The organism is Bacillus sp. LR_5 (assembly GCF_042709275.1).
Genome location: NZ_JAVAXX010000273.1, coordinates 1 through 8,619, shown reverse-complemented (window position 1 = coordinate 8,619; position 8,619 = coordinate 1). Strand labels below are relative to the sequence as shown.

Here is an 8,619-nt window from a genome sequence, read left to right as displayed (position 1 = left end):
TTATCGTGAGATTTTCTTACACAACTATTCCTTTATATTTTTTTAATAAAATTTTAGAGAAATGTACAAGCAGATCGGGCCTTTGTGAGTAACATGATAGTAATCATAGAGAAGGAGGCTCGCAATTGGCTGAATTCATATTAAATGCAGCGGATTTCGGTGTTCCTGGAGATGGTAAAACGGATTCGACAGAACGGATTAATCAGTGCCTCAGTACAGCTGTTTCGAAAGGCTATCATACTGTCTGGTTTCCAAAGGGAACATATTTAATAGACGCAACGCTTGGCGGAGATCTTAATCAGAGGTTTCGAAACGCGGGGATCATTGTTCCCGGCAACCTTGAGATTATGATGGACCCCGAATGTATCATGAAAGTGATACCGAATAGTTCGTGGGGTTATTCCGCATTTTATGTAGGCAAGCAAGAGAATATAACTATTTCCGGAGGACAAATTATCGGCGAACGGGATGAGCATACGTATGTCTCGGCGGGGATAAGGTCAACCCATGAATGGGGCTTTGGCATATGTATTGAAGGATGCTCGAATGTTGTCATTGATGATGTGAAAATTTCCGATTTTACCGGCGATGGGATCATAGTCAGCCCAAGGGGATTAAAGACCAATCAAGATTATCGAACGTCAGAGCAAATTATCATCCGCCGCTGTGAGGTTCGGCGGTCGAGGAGAAATAACATTTCCATTACCGGATGTGACATGGTCACGGTGGAGGAATGCTTGATTGAAGATGCCGGAACGGGGAATGGAACAGCCCCGAAATTCGGAATTGACATTGAAGGATATGGCGAAGGTGACGTTGATTATGAGGAACCGATTAATGTATCAATTCGCAATAACCACTTTGTTGGAAACGTTTCAAGTTCTGTGACCAATTTTAACGGGTATGGCATTTTAATAGAAGGAAATCACTCTGACAATACAATCAGCTACGGATATGGGACGCAAACAGTGATCAAGGGAAATATACTGAGGCGCCCTGAAGACGCGGCGGCTGCGCCAAGAGTCGGGATAACCGGACTCGGTGTATCACAAGGAAAAGAGACCAGTGATGCAGTGATCGCTGGCAACCTCATTACCGGATTTTCAACTGGAATTGATGTCAGGGGAAAGAGCGTTCTTGTGACCAACAACAAAATCAGCAACTTTGAAAACACAGGGATATTGGTTTACCAGTCTTCCGACGTAAAGGTAGACGGAAACCAAATTCAAAACGGACTGTCTGAAACAAGGCGCAGCATCGGTCTTCGCGCAGTGCTGTCAGATGACATCGCTTTTCTGAATAACTGCCTCATTCAAGTCGTTGACGGTGTGAACGTTTCCGGCGGAAATATGATCATTAAAGATAATCTCCTGAGAAAATTCAGCCGGGGCATCTGGATTGCTCAAGGGAACGCGGTGATTGAAGGGAATACACTGAATCCTGACGCGTTTGAAGCAGTGACGGAATCATATTCTGTTTCCGTCACAAACAATGCCAGCGCCATCATCAAAAACAATACATTTAAAGAGTTCAAAAATTACCCCATTTACTGCTCCACAAGTGCAAAAACCTCAATTATCGGCAACCACTTAGAGAGATCTCCGCTTTTGGTCACCATCTATATCAGCGCCGGTGTGCATGAGATTTTTGATAATACCATTTCAGTCAACAGAACAGCCGGGAATCCGATTGTGATTTATCTCAATGGCTCTGCAGGCTCTATCATCTCAGGAAACACCATCAATAACCTCTCCGCGGGCACTGCGACAGCTATTCAAACAAACACCTCAACCAATTCCAAAATCATCGGCAACCGCATTTTTAAAGGGACCATCAACAAACACAGCAGTGATGCAATAGACGGCAATATTATCGTCTGAAAAAAGCGCCCCCTCTAGGGGTTCTTTTTTTTCGATTTATAGATCACGTACATTTCTCTCACAAGTACTAACACAAAAAATAAAATCACGACCCATTCCGCAAATGTTGTCATCTTAAAGCTGGACATATTGTTATAAACGGCTTTTGTTAAACTGAACCCTTGAAGCATGTCCATCAATACAGAAATAGCTAATAAACAAATTAATATGACTCCGGTCACGCCCAATATCTTCATGCTTCATCATCCTCCGCTTTTAGTGTCTATCGTTGGCGGAGAAGTTATACCGCATCTAACCCTAATGCATAATCTCAATTTTAAAAGGAAGAATATGAGAAAACGACAAGGAAAGGTATTTGTGTATGCCTTTATTTTCTAAGCGAAAGAACAGTACCGATTCAAAAGACAAGCAGAATACAGACGAAAGGAATCAGGAACAGCAGCAAGAAAAAGAAAGGCCGGTTCTCATTTCTCCAAGTTTGGCAAAGAATATAGCGGAAACGAAAAAGGAAGTCGGAAGCAGCTCTGACGTCATCATTCGCGAGATTAAAATCGGGGAGCAGGATCATGTCCACCTAGCTGTTATCTATATTGCTGGGCTGGTCGATAATAACACGATCCATGAGTCGTTAATTGACCCATTGGTACAGGATGAGTCTATCCAGAATACTCATGCGATCCAGCAAATTCTTGAAAAAACGCTCCCGCTGGGCGGGGTGAAAGCGGAAAAGAGCTGGGACAAGCTTTTTTCCGAGTTAATGCTCGGCAATGCGCTCATTTTTGCTGATGGCCATGATGAAGCTTTGATTTGCAGCACTCAAGGGGGAGAGCAGCGCTCCATCCAAGAGCCGAGCACCCAGGTGTCATTCCGCGGCCCGCGCCAAGGGTTTACAGAGTCTCTGCAAACCAATATTTCCATGATCCGGCGATACATTAAAAATCCGAATTTATGGGTTGAAAAAATGAAAAAAGGTTCTGTTACGAATACGGATATCGCTCTCATGTACATTCAAGGAATATGCGATGAAAAGGTGCTGAAGGAAGTGAAACAGCGCCTGGAAAAAATAGATATTGACAGTATTTTGGAATCTGGATATATTGAGCAGCTGATTGAAGATGAAACCTTTACGACGTTTCCGACTATGTATCATACAGAACGCCCTGATGTTGTAGCGGGTAATCTGTTAGAAGGAAGATTCGCGATTATTGTGGACGGAACACCGTTTGTGCTTATTGCCCCGGCCTTATTTGTCCAGTTTTTTCAGTCTGTTGAGGATTATTATTCGCGTTTTGACATTGCGACAAGCATAAGAATTCTTCGTGTTTTAGTCTTTTTCATTTCGCTTGTGGCTCCGGCTGTATACGTGGCAGCCACGACGTTTCATCAAGAAATGATACCGACTCAGCTGTTAGTGGTCATTGCGGCCCAGCGGGAAATTGTCCCGTTTCCGGCTGTTGTGGAGGCGCTGACGATGGAGGTTGCTTTTGAGATTCTGAGGGAAGCGGGAGTCAGGCTGCCCCGGGTTGTTGGCTCGGCAGTGTCAATCGTAGGCGCGCTCGTAATCGGCCAGGCTGCCGTACAGGCTGGTATCGTCTCTCCGGCAATGGTGATTATCGTGGCACTCACCGCGATTGCGAGCTTCGCAACACCGGCGTTTGCAATGGCGATTTCAGCCCGGCTTATTCGGTTTATCTTTATTATTGCCTCAGCTGTTATGGGTTTTTACGGGCTGATTTTAGGGATCATTATGATGTTTGTCCACTTATGCAGTCTTCGTTCATTCGGCGTTCCATATATGTCGCCGCTTGCGCCCTTTTCTTCACAAGGCGTAAAGGACGCGCTTTTCCGGGTTCCGTGGTGGGCCGATGAAAAAAGGCCGGAATCGGTCAGCAAGGAAGATAAGGTGCGGCAGGGGCAAGATCAACGCCCAGAGCCGGCCGCTTCACGAGGAATGGTGAACAAAGATTTGGAAGAAGGGGATCAGAATGGTACGTAAATGTCTATTAGCCGTTCTCATGCTTTTGAGCGTCATTGTGCTGCCCGGCTGCTGGGATAAGCGGGAGCTGACGGATCTTGCGATTATCTCGGCGATTGGCATCGATCGGACAAACGACAGCAACTACGTGCTGCATCTTCAAATTATCAATCCAGGAAATGTTGCCGGCGGCCTTCAGGGAGGCGGTGCTGGAGACAGGCCGCCTGTATCTGTCTATTCGATTGAAGGTAACAATATAACGGAAGCACTCAGAAAAGCCTCCATGAAGGTATCACGGCGGCTTTATTTTGCCCATACCAATCTAGTCGTGATCAATGAAAAGCTGGCAAAAGAAGAAGGTTTGGATTTTGTATTAGATAATCTTGACCGGGACACAGAATTCAGGACAACAGCAACATTCGTCGTTGCCCATAAAACAAAAGCAGAAAATATTGTGAAAATCTTGACGCCGATTGATAAAATTCCGTCAAATAAAGTCAATAAAACACTCGATTTCACGGAGGCACAATACGGGCGGGTAGTCAAAATCAATATTCAGGACGTTTTGAAAACACTTGCCGCCAACACTATGGCACCGGTCATCCCCGGATATATGATGATTGGTGACGATAAAAAAGGAGTCAGTATGGAAAACACGCAGGCGACTGACCCTAAAGCTATTCTTCAGGCAGATGGTCTGGCGGTTTTTGATAAGGCAGGATATTTAAAGTATTGGCTGGAAGATGATGAAAGCGTGGGGGCAGTCTGGCTTATGAATAAGATCCAGCATACGTTTATTAATGCTGACTGGGGCAAGACGAAGGATGCGGTCAGCTTGCAGGTTACCCATCAAGATACAAAGCTGGTACCGAAAATGCGGAACGGACGTCCGTACATCCATGTGAAAGTGTCGGTTGAAGGTATTATAGATGCTGTCAAATACCCTTTCCAATTGTCTGATCCCAAGGTGCTGGCCGCTATTGAAAAAGCGCTCAACAAAGAGCTTGAAAAGGAAATCAGCCATACTGTGAAAAAGATTAAGAAGAATAAAATAGATTTTATCGGTTTTGGTGACACGATATATAGAAAGTATCCGGAGCAGTGGGAGAAAATGAAGGACACTTGGGACAAAGAATATTTGCCGGAACTGCCCATCGATGTGAAGGCCGAGACGTATATCAGAAGGACGGGATTGCGAAACAATCCGATCAAACACCAGTTTAAAGATGATTAGGTCTGAAGAAAGGGGAAGTGACAGATGGAAAAAGCCAGAATAAGCATAAGGCAGCTGTTTGTCATGATTATCATTTTTGAACTGGGCAGCTCCTTATTGATTACACCGGGCTCGATGGCGGGCAGGGATGCTTGGATAGCAGTTTTATTAGGCTGTGCGATCGGACTGTTTCTTTTCTATTTGTATCAAGGCATTTATCAATGTTATCCGAATTCTTCTCCGAAAGAATATATGGATGATATGCTGGGAACCAAGCTGAGCTGGCTGTTTTCATTTCTCTATATCTTGTACTTTGCCTATATTGCCGCAAGGGTGCTGCGTGACTTTGGAGAAATGCTGCTGACGTTTGCTTATCATGATACACCTATCATTATTGTAAATGCTTTATTAATGGTAGTAAGCATATATGCCGTAAGAAAAGGAATTGAAGTACTCGCACGCGCGGCCGAACTTCTTTTCGGGGCCATGTATTTACTGGGCGCGATCGGCCTCGTGCTGATTATTGTCTCAGGGACTATAGACCCACACAATTTAAAGCCGGTTTTGGCAAACGGTATCTCTCCTATCCTTCACTCTGTTTTCACGCAGACCATGTACGTCCCATTTGGTGAAGTTGTTTTATTTGTGATGATTTTCCCTAACCTGAATGATAGAAAAGATGTGAAAAAAATGGGGATGATCGCCATGGCTATTAGCGGATTGGTTGTGGCGCTCACCGTGGCGATTAATATCAGCGTGCTTGATGTTGATCTTACACTCAGATCCCAGTTTCCGCTTTTAAGCACGATCCAGACAATCAAGGTCGAAGAATTTTTAGACCGGCTCGATGTCTTTTTTATGCTGGCGCTGATCATCGGCGGCTTCTTTAAGGTCAGCCTCTACTTATATGCCACTGTGGTTGGGACATCTACGCTCTTTAAGGAAAAGAATCCCTCTCAATTGGCTTATCCGATGGGATTGGGCATCTTAATCCTTTCTATAACGATCGCGACTAACTTTTCGGAGCACTTGAATGAAGGCCTGAATGTGGTGCCGCTGTATATTCATTTGCCTTTTCAATTATTGTTTCCGCTCTTTCTGTTTATTGTGGCTGTTTGGAAAAAGAAACGAAGAGAGAAGTCAAAAGGGGAGGAAGCAAAAAAATGATAAAAAGAGCGGGGGGATGCAGCCGCCGCTCTTTTTATGTTCACTTCTATATAAAAGGGGGATATAGGGTGCGCCCCTGTCTGCACTGGCAGAGGCGCGTTTTGTTATACGACTGCGACGTTTTCCTTCACAGTAAAGCTTCCTCTTGAAAGTCTGATATTGATGTCTGACACTTTTGCAATTTGTTCATCGTGCGTCACCATAATGACGCATTTATTTTCCTTGTGCGCCAGATCTTGAAAGAGGCGTACAATTTCTTTTGATGTGTCCTCATCAAGGTTTCCGGTCGGTTCATCGGCTACGATAAGATCCGTGTCACAGCAGAAAGCCCTTGTAATTGATACCCGCTGCTGTTGTCCGCCGCTCAGTGTGAGCACTTTTTGCCGGGCTTGTTTTTCGTTGATGCCAACCTTCTGCAGCATGTCAAGCGCATATGATTCTTTGTTCTTTTCTTTAGAACCTGTGATTTCCATAGCGGTTGTGACGTTCTGCAAAGCCGTCATATACGGGAGCAGGTTGTACGCCTGAAAGACAATTGATACATATTGATTTCTGAAATTGGTTAAGCCGATTTTAGAAACCGCTTTTCCGTCGTAAAGGATGTTTCCTTCTTTTGGTGCGTCAAGTCCGCCTGCCAGAGACAGGAAAGTGGTTTTCCCCGTCCCTGATGTGCCGACGATTGTGTAGAATTTGCCTTTTTGAAAGCTGATGTTAATATCCTGAAACAATGGCTGGCTTTTGTCTTTATACCAGTAGCCGACTTGTTGAAATTCTAATAAGCTCATAGGTTCCGCCTCTTTCTATTCCTGTTTTGTCAATATCGTTTTCGGATGAAGCCGCAGTACTGAAATTGACGGCAGCAATGTTGCAATGATTGCGATTAGGATGCCGATCCCGCCAAGAATAAGCATGTCGTTCATAGAAACCGCGACGTTCAGTGAATCGATAACGTCCACGTTTGATGAACTATGGCCGAACATTCTGCTGCCCATGCCGCCACCGCCGCCGGGCATTTGTCCGCTTGCGGTTTGCGTTGAATCGGTTGATGAACTGATCTGCTGGGATAAAAGCTGATTTCCAAGCTGATTCGCGACGAGATTTCCCGTCACAGATGCAAGGCCGATAGCGATAACGGCCACAATCAGAATCTCAGTCAAGAACTGTCCAATCAATTTCCATCGTTTTTCACCGATGGCCATTAACACGCCCATTTCGTATTTGCGCTCCCTGATTGACATCATGACAATCAGGCCAAGGATGACGGCGCCTGCCACTGATACAAGATACACCACGTTTTTAGAGAAAGAAGCCACATTTTCAATCGGTCCGACCATTTGCTGGTAAAGCTGATCGTTTGTATTCAGTGTGTACGTATCGAAGTCAATTGATGTTTTCTTCGCTGCTTTTACGAAAGCATCCATATTTTTCGCGTCGTCCATATAGTAAACAGCTGAGTCAATCGTATTTTTATAGTCGTCGCCTTTCAGCGCCGCTGTTGCTGTGTAAGGCGTATAAAGCTTGTTATAAGGATTTAAGAAAGAGAAATTTTGGGCTTGGTCATCACCAGAAGATGTTGTTTTATAAATACCGACGATCTTCAGTTTTACTGTTGTATCCTCATCCGTTGCTGATTCAATTGTGATCGAATCGCCAACGCTTAAATCATTTTCTTCCGCTAATGTTTCGTTGATCACTGTTACTTTTTTGCCGACATCTGATTTTGTAATCGCGCGTCCGTCTGTGATTTTTGAATCTCCGTCAGAGAAATCATCGACTAACGCTGTGCTGATGACACCTTCAATAGAAAGATCAGCTTGAACCATTTGCGGTCCGCCTTGTCCTCCGCCTTGACTGTTTTTAGCGGTTGAGCTTGAACTGCTGGAGCTGGAATCACTTGAACTAGAGCTTTCAATCGCATCAAAGTTTCCCGCGTTGGCTGAAGCTGATGTGGTGTAATTGTAGCTCTTCACATGATCAAGCGCTGCAAGCTTATTCGCATCAGACACTTTGATCGGTGTGGATTCGAAGCTGCGCTTTTCACCGCTGTCCTGCTGTTTTTCCATTTGCTTTTGGCGGTCAACCTGAAGTGTCACGCTTCCGCCGAGTTCCTGTCTGGCCAGTTCGCTTGATTTTTGTGCTGCCGACTGGATGGTAAGGCCTGATAGAACAAAGACACATATGACTGTAAACACAAATAATTGCAATAACGTTTTTCCCTTTTTAGCCTTCATATTCCAAAAGGCCCGTTTGATAAAGTTCATTTATGTTCCTCCGTATAGGTTTTTTTATGGATAAGATCGCCTCTGGGGCGTGCCCGCTGATAAATTAATAGTAGTCCAAAGGTATGAAAAAAATATGAACAATCTATTTCTAGTTGATGAAAT

At 44.5% G+C, this 8,619-nt stretch carries 7 protein-coding genes; 4 read left to right on the top strand and 3 right to left on the bottom strand.

The window, feature by feature from the left end; genetic code table 11:
* The first annotated feature begins 125 nt into the window (after positions 1-125).
* Entirely contained in the window at positions 126-1,880 is a 1,755-nt protein-coding gene (locus RAC86_RS31320; RefSeq protein ID WP_377886403.1) for a right-handed parallel beta-helix repeat-containing protein, read from the top strand.
* A 14-nt stretch (positions 1,881-1,894) separates the two neighbouring features.
* On the opposite strand, the gene RAC86_RS31315 is transcribed toward RAC86_RS31320, so the two are convergent.
* On the bottom strand, positions 1,895-2,116 hold the full coding sequence (locus RAC86_RS31315; protein WP_015252828.1) for a YczF family membrane protein: 222 nt from the start codon (positions 2,114-2,116) through the stop codon (positions 1,895-1,897).
* A 125-nt stretch (positions 2,117-2,241) separates the two neighbouring features.
* Here RAC86_RS31315 and gerKA point away from each other — a divergent pair, with 125 nt between their 5' ends.
* From gerKA to gerKB, 3 genes are read left to right on the top strand one after another with little or no spacing between them, the layout of a single operon-like run.
* Positions 2,242-3,876 carry a spore germination protein GerKA gene (gerKA, locus tag RAC86_RS31310; protein WP_377886402.1) on the top strand — a complete coding sequence of 545 codons (1,635 nt, stop codon included), beginning with the start codon at positions 2,242-2,244 and terminating at the stop codon, positions 3,874-3,876.
* Positions 3,866-5,089 (top strand): spore germination protein GerKC, encoded by a 1,224-nt coding sequence (gerKC, locus tag RAC86_RS31305; RefSeq protein ID WP_003246578.1) that lies wholly within the window; start codon positions 3,866-3,868, stop codon positions 5,087-5,089. The genes gerKA and gerKC overlap by 11 nt, the downstream gene beginning before the upstream one ends.
* A 24-nt stretch (positions 5,090-5,113) precedes the next feature.
* The gene (gene gerKB, locus RAC86_RS31300; protein WP_015715242.1) at positions 5,114-6,235 is read left to right on the top strand and encodes an endospore germination permease GerKB; all 1,122 of its coding nucleotides are present in this window, start codon (positions 5,114-5,116) and stop codon (positions 6,233-6,235) included.
* 104 nt (positions 6,236-6,339) lie between these two features.
* Here gerKB and RAC86_RS31295 read toward each other — a convergent pair whose 3' ends face one another.
* On the bottom strand, positions 6,340-7,020 hold the full coding sequence (locus tag RAC86_RS31295; RefSeq protein ID WP_015382762.1) for an ABC transporter ATP-binding protein: 681 nt from the start codon (positions 7,018-7,020) through the stop codon (positions 6,340-6,342).
* 15 nt (positions 7,021-7,035) lie between these two features.
* Positions 7,036-8,496, bottom strand: a complete 1,461-nt coding sequence (locus RAC86_RS31290) for an ABC transporter permease (protein WP_224912756.1) — start codon at positions 8,494-8,496, stop codon at positions 7,036-7,038.
* Positions 8,497-8,619: the final 123 nt, after the last annotated feature.